Annotated in this window: 17 protein-coding genes; 13 read left to right on the top strand and 4 right to left on the bottom strand. The window is 50.9% G+C overall.

Annotated elements, in window-relative coordinates; genetic code table 11:
• Positions 1–152: 152 nt before the first annotated feature.
• Both ACJJIW_RS06025 and znuC read right to left on the bottom strand, forming a co-directional pair.
• Positions 153–953, bottom strand: coding sequence for an iron chelate uptake ABC transporter family permease subunit (locus ACJJIW_RS06025; protein ID WP_282930510.1), 801 nt, complete (start codon positions 951–953; stop codon positions 153–155).
• A complete protein-coding gene (gene znuC, locus ACJJIW_RS06020; protein ID WP_282934611.1) occupies positions 954–1739 on the bottom strand; it encodes a zinc ABC transporter ATP-binding protein ZnuC in 786 nt (261 codons plus the stop codon).
• A 232-nt stretch (positions 1740–1971) separates the two neighbouring features.
• Here znuC and ACJJIW_RS06015 point away from each other — a divergent pair, with 232 nt between their 5' ends.
• Positions 1972–2742, top strand: a complete 771-nt coding sequence (locus tag ACJJIW_RS06015) for a metal ABC transporter solute-binding protein, Zn/Mn family (protein ID WP_282930509.1) — start codon at positions 1972–1974, stop codon at positions 2740–2742.
• 74 nt (positions 2743–2816) lie between these two features.
• Here the strand turns inward: ACJJIW_RS06015 and ACJJIW_RS06010 are convergent, their stop codons facing one another.
• Positions 2817–3110 (bottom strand): hypothetical protein, encoded by a 294-nt coding sequence (locus ACJJIW_RS06010; protein WP_282930508.1) that lies wholly within the window; start codon positions 3108–3110, stop codon positions 2817–2819.
• Positions 3111–3444: 334 nt separating this feature from the next.
• Here ACJJIW_RS06010 and polA point away from each other — a divergent pair, with 334 nt between their 5' ends.
• The 4 genes from polA (at position 3445) to ACJJIW_RS05990 (ending at position 9443) form a co-directional block, all read left to right on the top strand.
• Complete coding sequence (gene polA / locus ACJJIW_RS06005; protein WP_282930507.1) at positions 3445–6183, top strand: DNA polymerase I; 2739 nt, start codon at positions 3445–3447, stop codon at positions 6181–6183.
• 865 nt (positions 6184–7048) lie between these two features.
• Positions 7049–8017 (top strand): ribose-phosphate diphosphokinase, encoded by a 969-nt coding sequence (locus ACJJIW_RS06000; RefSeq protein WP_444936906.1) that lies wholly within the window; start codon positions 7049–7051, stop codon positions 8015–8017.
• A 741-nt stretch (positions 8018–8758) separates the two neighbouring features.
• Complete coding sequence (locus tag ACJJIW_RS05995) at positions 8759–9217, top strand: hypothetical protein (RefSeq protein WP_282930505.1); 459 nt, start codon at positions 8759–8761, stop codon at positions 9215–9217.
• A gap of 13 nt (positions 9218–9230) precedes the next feature.
• Positions 9231–9443, top strand: a complete 213-nt coding sequence (locus ACJJIW_RS05990) for a hypothetical protein (protein ID WP_282930504.1) — start codon at positions 9231–9233, stop codon at positions 9441–9443.
• Between the two features lie 76 nt (positions 9444–9519).
• Here the strand turns inward: ACJJIW_RS05990 and yihA are convergent, their stop codons facing one another.
• A complete protein-coding gene (yihA, locus tag ACJJIW_RS05985; RefSeq protein ID WP_282930503.1) occupies positions 9520–10179 on the bottom strand; it encodes a ribosome biogenesis GTP-binding protein YihA/YsxC in 660 nt (219 codons plus the stop codon).
• A gap of 124 nt (positions 10180–10303) precedes the next feature.
• Here yihA and ACJJIW_RS05980 point away from each other — a divergent pair, with 124 nt between their 5' ends.
• The 8 genes from ACJJIW_RS05980 to ACJJIW_RS05945 all read left to right on the top strand — a co-directional run bounded on the left by ACJJIW_RS05980 (position 10304) and on the right by ACJJIW_RS05945 (position 16738).
• Positions 10304–10978: a c-type cytochrome gene (locus ACJJIW_RS05980; protein ID WP_282930502.1), complete on the top strand. Its 675-nt coding sequence runs from the start codon at positions 10304–10306 to the stop codon at positions 10976–10978.
• 229 nt (positions 10979–11207) lie between these two features.
• Complete coding sequence (locus tag ACJJIW_RS05975) at positions 11208–11894, top strand: thiol:disulfide interchange protein DsbA/DsbL (protein WP_282930501.1); 687 nt, start codon at positions 11208–11210, stop codon at positions 11892–11894.
• Positions 11895–12017: 123 nt separating this feature from the next.
• A complete protein-coding gene (locus ACJJIW_RS05970; RefSeq protein ID WP_444936905.1) occupies positions 12018–13214 on the top strand; it encodes a c-type cytochrome in 1197 nt (398 codons plus the stop codon).
• A gap of 44 nt (positions 13215–13258) precedes the next feature.
• Positions 13259–13723: an ecotin family protein gene (locus ACJJIW_RS05965; protein ID WP_444936904.1), complete on the top strand. Its 465-nt coding sequence runs from the start codon at positions 13259–13261 to the stop codon at positions 13721–13723.
• A gap of 265 nt (positions 13724–13988) precedes the next feature.
• The gene (locus tag ACJJIW_RS05960; protein ID WP_282930498.1) at positions 13989–14468 is read left to right on the top strand and encodes a hypothetical protein; all 480 of its coding nucleotides are present in this window, start codon (positions 13989–13991) and stop codon (positions 14466–14468) included.
• 45 nt (positions 14469–14513) lie between these two features.
• Complete coding sequence (locus tag ACJJIW_RS05955; protein WP_282930497.1) at positions 14514–15188, top strand: hypothetical protein; 675 nt, start codon at positions 14514–14516, stop codon at positions 15186–15188.
• Between the two features lie 360 nt (positions 15189–15548).
• Positions 15549–15959, top strand: a complete 411-nt coding sequence (locus ACJJIW_RS05950; RefSeq protein WP_282930496.1) for an ACT domain-containing protein — start codon at positions 15549–15551, stop codon at positions 15957–15959.
• 14 nt (positions 15960–15973) lie between these two features.
• Positions 15974–16738 (top strand): hypothetical protein, encoded by a 765-nt coding sequence (locus tag ACJJIW_RS05945; protein ID WP_444936903.1) that lies wholly within the window; start codon positions 15974–15976, stop codon positions 16736–16738.
• Positions 16739–16902: the final 164 nt, after the last annotated feature.

The following is a 16902-nucleotide window of genomic DNA, read 5'->3' as shown; positions in this document are numbered from 1 at the left end:
ACGGAAAACTGACACAATTGGCTAGCGGCTAACCATCAGCTTATTGCGACAAATGGTGACAAATATCTCATTGAAAAGTAGATTTGCACGCCAATTTGCGACAAATGGCGATATCAAATAAGAAATTAGGATGAGGTTCGCCCGCAGGGGCTTTAACTGTTTCGCAGTTGTGAAGTGAGGAAGAACAGTGCTGCGGCCAGAACAATGGACGGACCCGCCGGCGTATTCCATAGGATAGAGGCTAGAAGGCCCAGTACTACCGCTAAGCATCCCAGTAATGAGGCCAGCACCGCCATACGCTCTGGTGTGGGGGACAGTTTTCTCGCGGTAGCTGCAGGAATAATCAGCAGGGCGGTAATTAGCAGAACCCCCACAACTTTCATTGCAATGGCGATCAGTATTGCCAGCATCAGCATTAGGGCTATCCGCAACCGCTCGATAGGGATACCTTCTACCGAAGCCAACTCCTCGTGCAGGGTAAAAGCCAATAATTGTTCCCACAGGAAGTAGAGCAGCCCCAAGATTGTGGCTGCGGCGATAGCCATCAATACCAAATCCTGACCACTAACGGCGAGTAGATCTCCCAGCAACAGGGATAAGAGATCCACCTTAATCTTGAAGAAACTAACGGTGACAATCCCCAGTGCCAGCATTGAATGGGACAATATGCCTAGCAAGGTGTCTACAGCGAGTTTTTGGCGTTGTTGTAAATACATCAGCAGCAGTGCCAGTACACAGCAAGTAATACCGACAGCCACCGTTGGCATAATTTGAAGTACAAAACCCAGCGTCACTCCGAGAAGGGCTGAGTGAGCCAGGGTGTCGCCGAAATAGGCCATGCGTCGCCACACAGCGAAGCAGCCTAAAGGGCCGCTGACAACAGCGACCATAAGACCTGCGGCGAGGGCGTACCAGAGAAATTGGCTGTGCAGTAATTCGCCGAAATCGACCACTTATTTTTGCTCTTTGTTTTTTGTATTTGTGTGTTGATGATTGCAGCTGCTTGCGGGCGCAATATCTCCACTTAATTTATGTTGGTGGTTATGCTGGTGGGTATAGGGGGCGACCTTGTCCCCAAATAATTCCAGATAGGCAGGGTGGCGGCTTACTTGCTCCGGGTGTCCGTGACAGCAGATATGCTGGTTCAAACAAAGGACCCGGTCGGTGGCGGCCATAACCAAGTGAAGGTCATGGGAAACCAGTAACACACCGCAGCCGAGCTCGTCGCGCAGAGTGGCAATTAACTGGTACAACTCACTTTGACCACCGACATCTACTCCCTGAGTGGGTTCATCCAGGACCAGCAGCTGAGGTTTGCGTGATGCGGCACGGGCGAGTAAGACCCGCTGCATTTCTCCACCGGATAGATTTGCCAGAGAGGAGCCTAAAAGCTGCCCTGCGCCCACTCTCTCCAATGCCGACTGTGCTTGTTCGGGCTTCATCGCCGGTTGGCCAAGCTGTAAGAAGCGTTCAACTGACATGGGCATTGAGCTATCGATGTGAAGCCGTTGCGGCATGTAGCCGATACGCAACCCTGCTTTTCGCCATACGCGGCCCTGGCTCGGCTTGCTGAGCCCCAATAGAAGGCGAAGGAGAGTGGTTTTGCCGGCTCCATTGGGGCCAATTAAAGTGACAATCTCCCCCTGGGACAATTCGACTGTAATATCTTTAAGTAACTGCCTGCCGCCCACCTGAAGGGCGATATTGTCAGCTGTGATAAGCGGCTGGGGTGGATTCAGAATTCAATCTCCGCAGGGAAGTCTTTAGGATGTTTGCCTCCATACCTTATGTGCCGGATATGGATAACCAGGCTGGCAGCTTGGCGCTGGTTGTGATTATATCGCAATTTTTCGCCGCCTAATGTCACTGATGTATCCCTTCAAACGTCTTTTTACAATCTCCACGGTGCTTCTAATCGGGCTCTTTCTCCAGGCCTGTAGCAAACCGGAATCCGACAGTGGTGGAGAGCTAGTGGTCAGCGTACGTCCATTAGCCCTGATTGCCCAAGAAATTACCGGTGAGGATATTCCGGTTCGGGTTCTAGTTGAGGGAGCCGATCCCCACCACTATGCCCCCACCGTTTCCGATCGAGCTGCACTTGAACGCGCTCTACTTTTGGTGTGGTTAGGGCCACAAATGGAGGGGGTATTGGCAAAACAGGCAGCGCTGTTACCAGCAGGCCGGCAAATGCAGCTGCTGGATATCGAGACCCTTGAATATGAGGGAGCCAGTGCTACCGATCCCCACCTCTGGTTGCGCCCCCGCAATGCGGCAATAGCTGCGGCGCAGATCGCTGAGCGCCTGGCGCAATTACAGCCACAGCAGGCGGAGTTGTTTATGGGGCGTGCACGGCAGTTTTCCAGTGCGATGGCCAACTTGCAGAAAGCACTCGACCGGGCTTTGTATGGGTATCGCGAAGTTCCCATCGTTGTTACCCACGATGCCTATGGCCACTTTTTTGGTTCCGCAGGAGTGGAGACCTTTGCCCTGGGGGATGGCAGTGGCGGAGGCTATGGTGCCAAGGCGATGCTGAATTTGTCCCAGATTGGCGATGGCTGTCTCTTTGGTGAAATGCCGGCTAATGACCGCGATCAACAACTGGCTGACAATTTGGGATTGCGTTACGCCGCTTTGGACCTGTTGGGAGATCAGTTGAGTGAAAATGCTGACTATAGGGACTTGATAGAATCCCTGTTGACCCAGGCCCGTACTTGTTTAAGCCAAGTTCCCGACCAGAAGTAGGTTCAATCAGAGGCCCTTAAAGGTACCAAGTATCCCGCCGGCTCAAGGAGGGGCGGGATCTTGTGTGGTAGCTCTTAGGAACGATTGGTTATCTGCTGCAGTTTCTCTGCCCGAGCAGCGTCTCTTTCCGCCTGTTGCTGCAGTTTTTCCAACTGTTGCTTTTGCCTTTCTAGCAAGTCATTTTCTCTTTCACGGATAGCCTGCCTGAGTATCAGCTCGTGCTCTTCTACTCCTGACGGCTGTGAATGTGTTTCATCAGCCGTTTTGACTTCAGCGGTATGCTCTGCACTGCAATCCGAGCCGGCATTTGCCGAAATGGCAAATACACTTGCGGCAAACAACAGGGTGGCACGCATCACTCCTCTCATCTTTAGAATCCTTCCTTCAACATCGGGTGGCACAGTTTTTTGGAAATAAAAGATCCCTGACTGCCGGTGGACAGCCTGTGACAATTTGATTTCCGGGGAGTAGCGAACGCATAAGGTCGCTACCGGCAAGACTAGCCAAGCCTGGGGATTTGGTGAGATCGATGCGCCGATAGTTTTAATCGGCGGGGTAAGTCGAGTGGGCTTTTGTGCAGAGGTTGCCTACGGTGTCTGGCGGGAAAGAATCAGTAAGCGGAAAAACAGAGCGAAGGGCGTTATCCTATCGGCCTGCCGCGCGTCCTGAACGCCAAACTAAGCAAGCAAGAATTCATCGTCTATGAGCAAACAAAACACCTCAGCCGCCCCGTTGATTTTGGTGGATGGTTCCTCCTACCTTTATCGCGCTTTTCACGCGTTGCCGCCATTGACCACCAGCCAGGGTAAGCCTACTGGTGCGGTGCGCGGTGTGATCAGTATGCTGCGCCGCCACCTCAAGGAGCATCCAGGCAGTCCTGTAGTGGTTGTTTTTGATGCCAAGGGCAAGACGTTTCGCGATGAGATGTTTGCCGAGTACAAATCCCACCGCCCTCCTATGCCGGATGACCTGCGCGAGCAGATTCAGCCCATTCACGACATCATCGACGCTATGGGATTGCCGCGCTTGGTGGTCGATGGTGTTGAAGCTGATGATGTAATCGGCACTTTGGCGCTGGAGGCCCAGAGTCAGGGGCAGCAAGTCATAATCTCCACCGGCGATAAAGACATGGCGCAGCTGGTGCGTCCGGGCGTTACCTTGGTTAACACCATGTCCAATACCGAAATGGACAGCGAGGGCGTGACTAAGAAATTTGGCGTAGGTCCAGAACTGATTATCGATTTTCTCGCCCTTATGGGAGATAAATCCGACAATATCCCCGGAGTTCCAGGTGTGGGCGAGAAAACCGCTCTTGCACTGTTACAGAATCTGGGAGGCTTGGAGACCATTTATTCCGACCTGGATGCCATTGCACCGCTGGGATTCCGTGGCTCAAAAACCCTCGGTAAAAAGATGGCGGAGCATCGCGAGGCGGCAGAACTCTCCTATAAGCTCGCTACTATCAAAACCGATGTGGAGATGCCTTATCACCCCCAGGAACTGCACAATTCAGAGCCCAATACAGAGGCACTGGTTGAGCTATTCACGCAGAATGAATTTCGCGGCTGGTTAGAAGAGCTAACCAGTGAAGAGGCTGAAGAAGCCATGGCGGAAGCCGTTGAGCGCGATTACGTCATCGTCACAGAAATGTCGGAGTTCGATGCCTGGCTGGAACAACTGAAGAGTTCAGACATCTTTGCCTTCGACACGGAAACCACCAGCCTCAATTATATGCAGGCAAAATTAGTGGGGGTGTCCTTCGCGGTGGAGCCCTATCGTGCAGCCTATGTTCCCCTGGCCCACGACTATATGGGTGCACCAGAGCAACTGCCGTTTGACGAAGTACTGGCCAAACTCAAACCCCTGCTGGAAGATCCGCAGCAGAAGAAGGTGGGGCAGAACCTGAAGTACGACAGTCATATCCTGGCCAACTACGATATTGAATTGCGCGGCATCGCACGGGATACCATGTTGGAGTCCTATGTTCTGGACAGCACTGGCAGCCGCCACGATATGGATAGTCTCGCACTCAAGTACCTGGGGGAGAACACGGTTCACTTCGAGGATATTGCCGGCAAAGGCGCCAAGCAACTGACGTTTAACCAAATTGAATTGGACAAAGCGGGCCCCTATGCGGCTGAAGATGCAGATATCACCCTGCGTCTCCACGATGAACTGAGCACGCGTTTGGAGCGCGAGCCAAGCTTGGTAAAAGTGCTCGATGAGATTGAGATGCCTCTACTACCGGTTCTCGCGCGTGTAGAGCGTAACGGTGCCTATATCGATGCCAAGATGTTGGCGGAGCAGAGTGCTGAACTTGAGCAGCGAATGCGAGAACTGGAACAGCAGGCTTACGAATTAGCTGGCGAGGAGTTCAACCTGGGCTCTACCAAGCAGCTGGGAGCGATCCTGTTTGAGAAGCTGCAGATTCCAGTGATCAAGAAGACCCCCAAAGGTGCCCCCTCTACCGCTGAGGCGGTATTGCAAGAATTGGCCCACAACCACGAACTGCCCGCACTGATAATGCAGTATCGCGGCCTGGCCAAACTGAAGAATACCTACACAGATAAACTGCCAAAGATGATCGACCCGGGTAGCGGTCGTGTACATACTTCCTATCACCAGGCGGTTGCGGCTACGGGGCGCCTGTCCTCCAGTGACCCCAACTTGCAGAACATTCCTATTCGTACAGAGGAGGGGCGCCGTATTCGTCGGGCCTTCACCGTTGACCCAAGAATCAATGGTGGCAGTGAAATCATCGCTGCGGACTACTCCCAAATTGAGCTGCGTATTATGGCCCACCTGTCTGGGGACCAAGGGTTGGTGGATGCATTTGCTCAAGGCGCAGATATTCACCGCGCGACGGCGGCAGAAGTCTTTGAAGTGGCTCAGGATGAGGTGACTGATGAGCAGCGCCGGCGGGCCAAAGCGATCAACTTTGGTTTGATTTACGGCATGTCGGCTTTTGGCCTGGCCAAGCAGTTGGATATCCCCCGGGGCGACGCCCAAACTTATATCGACCGTTACTTTGAGCGCTACCCAGGTGTATTGCGCTATATGGAAGATACCCGCGCACAGGCCGCAGAAAAGGGCTATGTGGAAACCCTGTTTGGACGCCGCCTCTATCTGCCGGAAATTAACTCACGCAACGGTATGCAGCGCCAAGCAGCAGAACGGACCGCAATTAATGCGCCAATGCAGGGCACTGCCGCCGACATTATCAAGCGGGCCATGATCGCTGTGGATAACTGGCTCAGAGAGAAGAAGCTGGCTACCCGGATGATTATGCAAGTACACGATGAATTGGTTCTTGAAGTACCCAAGGATGAGGTCGAAATTGTGGCCGCTGGCATTGTTGAATTGATGCAGGGTGCGGCAGAACTGCACGTTCCCCTGATTGTGGATCTGGGGCAGGGCCGAGATTGGGATCAGGCACACTAATTTGACTGAAGAAGCCACCTAAGAATTGGGGATAGGGCGTGCTGCTCGGAACATTTTGGCGCGCTCTTATTGGTACGGATGAATAAAGTGCCAACTTTTGTGTTTTGTTAGGCGTTTTTACAAGCTTTTTGAGATTCCGTGGAACTGTTCCGGCGACAGCCCCTCTAAACAGGCAAGATTGTTGGAATGCGTCATCATCCCCCAAGGAAGTCAGATGTTTGCCCCGGTACTCCCCCAAGTCCGGGGCATTTTTTTATCTGTTCTCTCCCGGTCTAACTTCTCTTCTATCGGTAAGTCAGAGCTTACCGGCCACTTTTGTCAAAATGTAGGAAGTAACTCGATTCGTCTGGCCTGGATCTGCGGCGATATCAGTAGCCTTAACGACCCCGGCATAACTGGAGTCTCACTTCGTTGCAATTTTATTGCCTTATATCGATTGCCAGCTTCTGTGGAGTGGAGCCCCTGCAAAAGTTGAAGGGGCCTGAGCCAAAAGCAGCATTTATAGATCTGAATAGGTTAGCTAGAGAGAGATAGCCAACCCTAATGCTCTGGTGTAGGGGGGTAAGGATAGGTGTCAATGATAGATGGGCCAGCCTTGGTATCAGTTTCTGCTTGCATAATTTACTTCCCTTTAATTGCATTTTGGAATTTGACGATATCTCAGCTCAAAAACTAACACAATATTTTGAACCCCTTTATTTTTTGCCTAGAGCTAGCCCTGATGGGCAAAGACTCTTCCTCCCTCGTTGTCGATAAGCCACAACACTTGTGGTACTCCAGATCCTAACTTCCACCGTCCATAATTCTATTAAAACGTGGGCAAGGCGCTTAGCGAGCGAGAGGCGCCAGGCAGGGTGGTGAGCTTATGGGGCGTATTAAATTATTCAGTCTTGATGTTGGAGCAGATTTCGCTGGACGTGTCGCGGCAAGTCTGGGTGAGCCGGTTTCTCACCATGAAGAGTGCCAGTTTGATGATGGGGAACATAAAGTTAGGTCACTGGACGATGTGGAAGGGGCGGATGTTTTTCTGGTCCAATCCCTTTACACCGATGCCAGTAGTTGCGTTGACCAAAAGCTTATGCGCTGTCTTTTCTTTATCGGGGCACTAAGGGATGCTGGTGCTGCAAGGGTGACTGCAATCTTTCCCTATCTCTGTTATGGGAGAAAGGAGCGGCGAACCCGATTGCGTGACCCGTTACCCAGTCGTTATATGGCCAGCTTCCTGGAAGCTGCAGGGGTTGATGTGGTGGTGTCTATGGATGTTCACTCCCTTGCGGCTTTCGAGAATGCCTTTCGGTGCCGAACTGTCCATCTAGTTTCTCGCCCTCTATGGATCGAAGCTGCCCGAGTTCGCCTATCTGGAAACTTGGACCCCCTGGTTGTTCTGTCGCCAGATGAGGGAGGCATCAAACGTGCGGAAAAATTTCGTTTAGCGTTGAGAGATGCATTTGGAGTTTCAGTGGCAAGTGCGCTTGTAGAGAAGCATCGCAGTGGCACTTTGATCAGCGGTGGAACATTGATTGGGGAAGTTAAAGGCGCCACAGTCATTATTATTGATGATTTACTTGCTACTGGCGCTACAGTTGCGGGAGCAGTAAAAGCTGCGACAAAAGCGGGGGCGTTACGCATCCTAGTGTTTTGTACTCATGGCCAATTCAGCGAGGATGCTCATGTGACGATGGCGCGACTGCCGGTGGAATCAATTATAGTGACTAATTCATTGCCTCAGTCACAGTTACAAGGGAATTGCGAATGGATAGATTGCGCGCCACTGATAGCAGATTGTATTCGCCGCCTGCACAGCAATGGGCCAGTGGCTGAGCTAACAATTTGATAAAAATCGACCGCCTTTACATAGAAGAACGTATGAGGCGCCAAAACACGTATTTTGTTTACACTTATTTACCAAAGGGGCGGGAACCATCGGGCTTGAGAGCCTATCCAAGTAATCAGTTCATTGTTGCTCCCTAACCCCAAAGCGTTTAGCTTTTTCTACCCCGGATGGTCCCCAACTCCGGGGTTTTTTTATGTCCTTCACAAATTTATTTTTTGTACCTGTGTAATTTTTCTTTCCCATTCGAGAAGGGGGGCTTTGGAAGTCTCTGTATAACTCTGCAAATTGTGCAGCAGTTTGAATTCTACGCTAAGCAGCTCTTCAGATCGGCAACCTTCAAGATTCTCGGCGATATCACAGAATTGATTGCAGGCCCCCGGTTATATCGATTGGATCCTAATTTCGGAGTAATTGCTTTCTGGGGTCTAAGCTTGGCAATTTTAGAAGGTGCAAACATGTGCTTGGGAAGCTTGCAAGCCCAGCCTACTATCGAACTAGGCAAAGAGGTTTTGGATTGAAAAGAACCCTCAGGCGTACCCGTCCCCCTGGGTGCGTCTGACAAGTGCCCCACCCCAAGGGCACTGTCCCCTAGCCGGCAGCCCCCATCTGCCGGCTTTTTTTATTTAAGCAAATGACTCCACCAAAAAATTCACGACAAAAGCAAAAGCTACCCGCAAATGCACTTGCAAATGATAATGGTTCGCATTATCTTTGGTCTAAATCAAATATGGGGGGTTGTCGGTGAATTTACGTTACTTATGTGCCAACCATCGCCAATGGTTGACTGCTGACACGGATCGTGCGGAAAAGGCATGGCTCGATTGGATTGAGCGCGGCAAGCTTTTGCTTGAAGAGTCCAATGACGCCGAAGCAATACCCTACTTGGGATGTGCCTTCGATCTGGCCAGCTTTCTTTTGGAGAGGCAGTGGCCAACTTATGCTATTTCGGCAACGCGTTTTAGTGAAAGCGCTATCTGGTTAATGGCTGCTTACCGGGAATTGGGCGATGAAAAGCTTCGAAACTACATACTTGCCGGTGCCAGCTCAGTGCTCGCCCGTGAGTTGGGCGACAGCCATAAGCAAAGGGTTGCGGCGGATTGTATCAGCTCACTCTACCCCGGCGAGACACAGCATCAGGTACGCAATTTCTCCACAGCAAGATTATCCGCCTGTATCAATGGCGGAAACAGCTTGCACTGAGGAGTGTGAAAAGATGAGTGCTGATGGCAATTCCCGTCTGCTGACAATTGCCATACACGAAGAAACCCTTGCCGCTCTTCTCGCGCAGAGGTACTTACATGCAGAGGAATTGCATTGTTTAACTCCGGGGGCACGCCGACGGCTGCACCGGGTACTGCTTCGCTCCCTGATCCCCGAACAGAAGCGCAAAGCAGCGGCAACTGGTGTGCCCGGAGTTCACTTTTAGGAATTTCCTCCTGGTGTGAGAAAAATTGAAGTGCTTGTGTTGCTCGGGGGGCGCTGCCCCCAGGCTCCCAGCCCGTTTAATCTTCAGTGGGGGCGGCTTCCTCTGGGATTTCCAGCCACTCATTGAGCTTGCGCTCGAGTTTATCCAGGCCTGTTTTTTTGGTCGATGAGAAGATCTGCAGAGTGACCCCGTGATTAAGTCCCTGTTCCTTGAGGGTCTTCTCTACGGCAAAGCGGGTATTGTTGGCTGGACCGTTCTTCAACTTGTCGGCCTTGGTTAGCAGGATGTGCACTGGGAGCTCGGCCTCTACTGCCCAGGTGAGCATATGCAGATCGAACTCCTTGAGGGGCTGGCGAATGTCCATTAGTAACACGAGTCCACGCAGGCACTCTCGCTTCTCAAGGTAGGTGGCCAGATGGCGCTGCCACTCATCTTTCATACTGCGGGCGACCTTGGCAAAGCCATAGCCGGGCAGATCCACCAGGCGCTGCTGGTCGGAGAGGCGAAAGAAGTTGATCAACTGGGTGCGTCCCGGTGTTTTAGAGGTACGCGCCAACTTGTTGTTTTCCGTGAGCGCATTGATAGCACTGGACTTGCCCGCATTGGAGCGACCGGCAAAGGCCACCTCGGCACCAAAGTCTTCCGGACACTCAGTCAGGGTGGGGGCACTGGTGAGAAATTGTATGGAACGGTAGTTCAGTTTTGGTGGTTGGGCTTTAAATTCTGTATTTGACATCGTATAAGTCTGTTTATTCGGTACACTCGCTTGGCGCGCAAGTATATAATGCCGCCGTTTTCGCGTCGCAGGACTATCGGGGGCGGTGCGAAACGCCATCTCTCAGCGCGCAACGGGACGACGTATGAACAGCATTATCAAGAACACTGCACTGGCACTCGGTTTAGTTTTCGGCTTGGGCGCCGTGCCCTTGGCGCTGGCTGCGGGCGACGCTGCTGCGGGCAAGGCAAAAGCCGCTCAATGTGCAGCCTGCCACGGTGCAGACGGTAACAGTATTGCTCCGGCTTTTCCAAAGATTGCCGGACTTGGCGAAAAATATCTGTATAAGCAGCTTAAAGATATTAAAGGTACACCTGACGGTAAAAAGGCCCGCGATGTGCCGCAAATGATCGGTCAGTTGGACAACTTCAACGATCAGGACCTGCAGGATATCGCCGCTTACTTTGCCTCGCAGCCAATGCAGCTGACCGGATCTGAGGCTATTTCCGTGATGCTAAACAACGGTGAGAACGTCGACGGCCTGATGCTTGGACGTAAAATCTACCGCGGTGGCAATATGGAGACTGGTGTTCCCGCCTGTATGGGGTGCCACTCACCTGCTGGACTGGGCAATGCGCCGGCCGGTTACCCTCGTTTGGGTGGTCAGTATCCAGAGTACATCGAAGCCCAGCTGAAAGCATTCCGTGCGGGTACTCGCAACAATGACGGTGAAGTTCGCACTATGCGCACCGTGGCCAAGCAACTCTCCGATGCAGAGATCAAGGCGCTGGCCAACTATATTGCAGGCCTGACTGACTAATAGTCACAGGGTTTGAGTACACTGAGGCCGGTCTGAGACCGGCCTTTTTTGTGTCTGTCGCCTAATCAAAAGACCTCATTACCTGGGCATACTGGGCAGTTTTTGCAGTGTTTCCTTGCGTGAGGGTCTGGGAACTTAAATAATCTGCGTTGTCTATTGTGTCCTCAGTGGCTCGACAGCCCGCCGGCTAACGGCGTTCGCACCACTAAATAAAAGTTGGAGATGACTTATGAGAGCAGTTCTCGCCCCAATCACGATGGTTTTGGCTGTAATGTTCAGTCTCGTTGCCTGCGCCCAGGAGAGTGGCGAGTTTAAAGCGGGCCAGCATTACGAGGTATTGCCACAGGCGGTGCCGCAAAAAAGCACCGACAAGATCGAAGTGACTGAGATGTTCTGGTATGGCTGTGCCCACTGCTACAACTTCGAACCGACCTTAAAGCGCTGGAAAGAAAAGATGCCCAGCGATGTGGCACTGCTGAAGTTGCCAGCTATCTGGCAGCCGGTGATGGATGTTCATGCACGCCTTTTCTACGTTGCTGATGCGATGGGCGTTCTGGAGAAGATGCATACTCCAATTTTTAACACTATCTACAATCAGCGTCAGATGCTGGCTATCCGTGAAGGTCGCAACTGGAAGCCCGATTTGAAAGCTATTGAGGCACTGTTTAACAAACATGGTGAAGATGGTGCCAAAGCTGCGAAGCTGATGAATTCCTTCGCTATCAACAGCAAAGTGAAGCAAGGTATGGCCAATCAGCGCGCTTACAAAATGACCGGTACCCCGGAAGTAGTTGTTGCGGGTAAATACCGTATCAGTTCCTCTTTCCCGGGATATAAAGGTAAGAGCAATGGCCAGGAGCTGATGCTGCAAGTGGCGGATTACCTGATTGCCAAAGAGCGAGCGGATCGCGGCTAAGCTTTCCGATTGAAGAAACCCCGCCTCGAGCGGGGTTTTTTATTTCTACCCTAAGAAAGGTGCCCCGCAATCTGTCGAGAGGCTCCTAACATCGATCAACCTTGCCCGATCCGGAAGCCACTAATGGGATTCAAATGGATTTTACTGTTTACCCTCCTAGCTGGCTTAATCGCACCTGTTTCAGCCCAGAACACGTCAAGCAGCAATACTGTGGCCGCTCAGGCCAGCAATCTTCTCTCCTATATAGCGGTAGACTACGGCGACGCTGTAGAGAACGGGCAGCGACTGGACACTCCTCTGTATGAACTACAGAAGCAACAGGTAGAAGAAGTACTGCGTCTGGTCACTCAACTCCCCGATCGGCCTGGTCGGCAGGGTTTGCAGAAAAGCCTCTCGGACTTGCGTAAGGCGATTGAGGATAAGGATTCCAGCGCAGAGGTGCGCCGTCGAGCCAATGCAATCGCCGATCGCCTTGCTGCTTTGTATCAGCTGCAGCGGTCACCCAGTTACTCTTTGCCCTCGCCGGGTTTTATGATGCCTGTTTATCAGCAGCGGTGTGCCGTCTGCCACGGTGTCGACGGTGAGGGTAGTAATGAAGGCCCAGCCCTCAATGATCTTGAGAGAATGGCGGGGTTCAGTCTTTATGATCTTTATAACACCCTGGACCCAGAAACTGACTCTATTCACACAGTCGACATTGATGGAGATCTGACCGGCCTACAGCGCTGGGCATTAGCGGTGACTGTCGCTGCTTTTCCAGTGGCGAATCAGTTACCACCCTCTTCCGACTTGGCGACCCGTTACCCCGGCTTACTGGGACTCCCGGGAATGGCGACCACTAAACCGGCGGAACTTGAGCCAACTCTGCAACAAGCATTGATGTGGTGGCGCGGAAACCCCCACCTTGTACGCACTCTGATCCCCCCTCTTATCAGCGCAATTGGCTTGCTGCAGCTGGCGGAGACGGACTATCGAGGAGGAGATATAACAGCGGCATACGGTAAGTTAATGCTGGCTTATCGTGATGGGTATAGGCCGTTACGACAGGAGCTGCTGATTCGTGACAAGGTACTGGTGGAGCAGCTTCAGGTCCAATGGCAGCAATTGCGGGGTGACTTGATTGGTGGTGCCAGTTCTACAGAAGTTATTGCCGCGTTTCAAAATCTGCGGGCGGATCTCAATCTGGCCCACTCCAAGTTGGAGCCACCTGCGATGGGGGAGGAGCGATACCTATGGACTGCCGCTCTGTTTGCTTTGGCAATTGGTTTGGGGGCGCTGCTCTGGTGGGGACTGCGAAGACAAAAGCGAACTAGACTTTAAAAAGTTTTGTCCGCCATTTCCCGGCGCAGTAGTGAGGCCATACCATGTCAAAATTAGTTGCCACTGCCTTCATGTTGTTACTCGCCCTGGATTGCCACGGTTCTGAGCCTCTGGATGCATTTCCAGAGGAGGTTGATGGCAAGTTACGTCACGTTATCAAGCTGCCCAAGGTTGTTGATGAAAGTCGCTTTAGGGTTGAATTGATACCGGGAAAAAGCCAAGTCGCGGAATGCAACTTGCAAAGCTTTAGCGCTCCATTGCGTAAGGACATACTCCCAGGCTGGGGTTACCCCTTTTATGTCCTGTCCGACTTGACCCCGACCACAGATACGCAAAAGGTCTGTGCCCCAGGCAGTGAATCCCGGCGATTTATCACCGTGCGCGGTGATGGCTTGATGCTGCCTTATAGCAGTAAGTTGCCAATGGTTATATATCTGCCACAGGGCGTGCAGTTAAAGTATCGGGTGTGGAGAGCAGACAAGAATTTTTCCGAAGCAAAATCCAGATAGTTGGACTACCGGTAAAAATGACTTGGCATTCTTTTTGTGAATTTGTCGTAAATTTGAATATTTTTAACGTTTAACCTGCCACCGTTGTAAATTGCGTCTAGCCTTACTTTTCGAGGGATGTGAAAAATAGCGCCGAAGCGTTTTTTCATGCCGATAAGTGAGGCTTTAGCCCCGTAATCGGAAAGGAAAATTGGCGACTTCCCCAGTCGTCTTTTGAATAACCCGCCCCCTGTAATGCACTGGGGCCGATACCGTAGGGCAGCGCATGAAGTTTTTGCGTCTTTTACCAAAGCGGCATTTTATCAAGCCGGTTGTTCCATTTGTCACAGCAATTTTCCTAGCGATACCAATGTGGGCCTCGGCGGAGTCCGCCCAGCAAAAGTGGGCGGGAAATTGGCTGGTTGTGAGTGAAGGCGATGATCAATTAGTGTGGCAACTGCATGCCGATGGCTCCGGATATGCCTATGGATTTAATGCCAAAGGCCTATTGACCCATGGTTTTGCCATTAACTGGCAATTGGATGGTGACCGGGTGCGAGTTAAAACGGGAACTTCGGTGCGCTGTAAGGGCGGGGTTGTATCTGTCGCATTTCGAGATTGGAGCCGTGCCACCCTCCTATTTGCAGTGATTGATGGCCGTCATTGGCTGCAGGCGGGCGGTGGACTTCTGAGCTTTCAGCGTCGGTTGGCTGATTGGCGAACCCCCAAGGCCGGTGCAAGTTGCCCGGATATTGTTAGTCGCTAGCAGCTTACTTCCGTGCGAACGCTATTTAATCCGTGCGTGGAAAAGATGAGTAGTGGGTGGGAATGGATAAAATTCTATCTCTTCCTGCCACTGCTAATTTTTGTCGTAAGTGCAAATGCCAGTGAAGAGAAACGAAAAACACTCAATGAAGGCTGGCATGCAAAATCACGCTACGATGCCAGTCAATGGGTTGGGGCCTGGCTGATTTCCCGCGATGGTGAAGCGCGGCATGTCTGGAGTCTCAAGCCCGATGGCACTGGGAGATCCTACGCTTTTTTAAGGCAAAATGGAGAGATGCAATTCGTATTTGGATACGATATTAATTGGTATTTTGATCCATTTACTCAAATGGCCAATATAAAGACCGGACGCAGAATTATTTGCAAGCGAGGGAAGATTTATCCCTATTTTCTCACTTTAAAATCCTACGAAAGCGACTATGCGGTGAGGGGAAAGTTTGCCTGGCAAACAACATGGACGGAAGTGAGTATTGGACGAAATCGTCTGCATAAATCCTATGTGGTTTTTGTAGCCCCCCTGTCCGCATGGCATGATCCAGATAGAGATTCACCCTGCCCCAAATTTCCCCGTGTGCGCCTGGAAAAGGATATTGATGCGGTGCTGAAGAGCTGGGAGGTTGAACAGGATTCTTCGGAAGTGGATACAACTCCCGCGCCCAATGAACCGGAATTTGATGGTGAAGAGCTGAGAAATCCGTAAATTCTCACAGCCATTGGGTCAATTTCTCTCAATAAGAATTAATCCCATCAATATATTTTTAACTATCCACCACCTAAAATCTGACTTCTTGAAACTTCAGGAGAATTCTTAAAAATATTTAGTTATTAAACAGCTAACCCTGTTAGGAAAATAATTCTAAAAAAATGCGTGATCTTGCTTTTTCCAAATTAAAATATCCTGCCGGGTAATAGATAGCCCACGAAAAGTAGTTTTAGAATTGGACTACTTTCACCTGAAGTACAGGTATTAATCAGCAAGATTGATCCAAAAACAGTGCGATTGTATAGAAACCGGTCGTATTCATCAGGCTGGAGAAAACTTCCAGACGGCAATGAAAGCATGAAAGCTGATCTATCCATAGTGAGAGCATTGAGAACTTTGTATCCCAAGCTGCACGATGAAATCTATGTATTTTGTCAGGTTTCAGATAATCGGTTTACAGATATTTTGTCAGAGAGTTTGTGTTTCTTCCGAGAAGGTGAGGGAATGAGTGTGATACTGCCTCAACGTTCGGCTCGGCAATTAGATATTGCTGCAAGCGCCCCATTTCGCCAAATCACTTTGCAGATCCTGGCTAGCCTTGATGCGGTGCGGGTTATTCCTGTGGTTGCCCAGGAATTAATGGAGGCTGGAATAGATACCAGCGTGGTTTCCACACTACACTGTGACCACATTTTTGTCCCTGATGAGCGCGCGGAATTTGCAGTAAAAATTCTGCGCGGTATTCGAAATCGAGTTCAATATAGCTGATATGTAGCCTGCCAGTGCGTATCAACTACCCCCCCACAGAGCCCCATGGCGAGATTCGCCAGCTGTTGCCTAATTTTTTTTATGTTCCCGGAACTATCAAACTAGCGCCGGGGGTCACTATCAATCGCAATATGGGAATCGCTCGCTGGCAGGATCACCTTACCTTGATTAATCCCATCAGATTGCGTCCACAGCAGGAGGAAAAGTTAAAAGATCTTGGGCGTGTGAGTCACGCGATACGGCTCGGCTATCACCATGGACGTGATGATCTCTACTACAGAGATCACTTTGATCTTACTTTTTGGGCACAGCGTGGCTCAGATTTTTATCCGCCAAAAGCAGATAAGGTGTTGCGGCAGGAGGATGTTTGTCCAATACCGGGGGGGCGCTTTATTGTCTTTTCCCAAAGTCAGTTTCCAGAGGCCGTATTGTGGCTCCCGTTTAGTGGCGGACTACTGGTCAGTTGTGATGCTTTGCAGTATTGGCAGTCATGGAATGGATGTACCTGGTTTGGGAAAAACCTGCTGAGGTTTTCTGGTATTCGCCGAGGTATGCAGATTGCTCCCACCTGGAGAGCAAGGGTGACACCAAGTGATAAAAATCCCAGGCTGTGGTTGAAGTACGACTTCGAACAAATTCTAAGGCAGCCGTTTTTGCACTTTCTTGCGGCCCATGGAGATTTCTGTGCGGATAATGCCTACGAGAAAGTAGTTTATGCGGTTGGGAGGGCGTTCCCTAATATGAGAGTGCCGCATAAAATAAATAACAAGGTTATATGAAGATAATGATGTAGGTATTGTTTTTGATTAGATTATTTAATCTATACAATTAGATTTTTATTATAAGCTGAGCATCTATGTATACGTCGGTGTTTTGGATAAATGCTATTATCCTTTCGTTAAGAGCGAGGTTAGTTTTTATTATCTTTCCAAGTGTATTATAA

Source organism: Microbulbifer maximicatervae (SeqCode) (genome assembly GCF_052467815.1).
This window is presented reverse-complemented; position numbering and strand designations above follow the sequence as displayed.

Bases quoted from the DNA above. Each gene is read 5' to 3' on its own strand.
- ACJJIW_RS06010 (WP_282930508.1), bottom strand. From the start codon at position 3,110: ATGAGAGGAGTGATGCGTGCCACCCTGTTGTTTGCCGCAAGTGTATTT.
- polA (WP_282930507.1), top strand. From the start codon at position 3,445: ATGAGCAAACAAAACACCTCAGCCGCCCCGTTGATTTTGGTGGATGGT.
- ACJJIW_RS06000 (WP_444936906.1), top strand. From the start codon at position 7,049: ATGGGGCGTATTAAATTATTCAGTCTTGATGTTGGAGCAGATTTCGCT.
- ACJJIW_RS05990 (WP_282930504.1), top strand. From the start codon at position 9,231: ATGAGTGCTGATGGCAATTCCCGTCTGCTGACAATTGCCATACACGAA.
- yihA (WP_282930503.1), bottom strand. From the start codon at position 10,179: ATGTCAAATACAGAATTTAAAGCCCAACCACCAAAACTGAACTACCGT.
- ACJJIW_RS05980 (WP_282930502.1), top strand. From the start codon at position 10,304: ATGAACAGCATTATCAAGAACACTGCACTGGCACTCGGTTTAGTTTTC.
- ACJJIW_RS05975 (WP_282930501.1), top strand. From the start codon at position 11,208: ATGAGAGCAGTTCTCGCCCCAATCACGATGGTTTTGGCTGTAATGTTC.
- ACJJIW_RS05970 (WP_444936905.1), top strand. From the start codon at position 12,018: ATGGGATTCAAATGGATTTTACTGTTTACCCTCCTAGCTGGCTTAATC.
- ACJJIW_RS05965 (WP_444936904.1), top strand. From the start codon at position 13,259: ATGTCAAAATTAGTTGCCACTGCCTTCATGTTGTTACTCGCCCTGGAT.
- ACJJIW_RS05960 (WP_282930498.1), top strand. From the start codon at position 13,989: ATGAAGTTTTTGCGTCTTTTACCAAAGCGGCATTTTATCAAGCCGGTT.
- ACJJIW_RS05955 (WP_282930497.1), top strand. From the start codon at position 14,514: ATGAGTAGTGGGTGGGAATGGATAAAATTCTATCTCTTCCTGCCACTG.
- ACJJIW_RS05950 (WP_282930496.1), top strand. From the start codon at position 15,549: ATGAAAGCTGATCTATCCATAGTGAGAGCATTGAGAACTTTGTATCCC.